Genomic DNA, 300 nt, shown 5'->3' on the forward strand with positions numbered 1-300 from the left:
ATCTTGATCTCCGCTAATTACTTCACTCTTGATTACTACTAAGTTACTATCACAATTATCTGTCGCCGTTAAATCAACCATTGCTGGGATATCGTCACAACTCGCTACAATTTCCTGAGCTGGTAAATCTCCTTCGAATTCTGGTGCTGCCGTGTCTTGTACGGTTACTAATTGGATATATTCTGTAGTATTTCCAGCACAGTCTGATACTGACCATTTTCTTGTGATTAAATACTCTACACCACACTCATCTTGATCTCCGCTAATTACTTCACTCTTGATTACTACTAAGTTACTATC

The 300-nt window shown here is 38.3% G+C and carries 1 protein-coding gene; it reads right to left on the reverse strand.

The features are described 5' to 3' along the window. A partial coding sequence (locus H3Z83_RS13045; RefSeq protein WP_182125900.1) for a hypothetical protein occupies positions 1–300 on the reverse strand: 300 nt, incomplete at both ends.

This window comes from Tenacibaculum pelagium (assembly GCF_014062345.1).
GTDB lineage: Bacteria > Bacteroidota > Bacteroidia > Flavobacteriales > Flavobacteriaceae > Polaribacter > Polaribacter pelagius.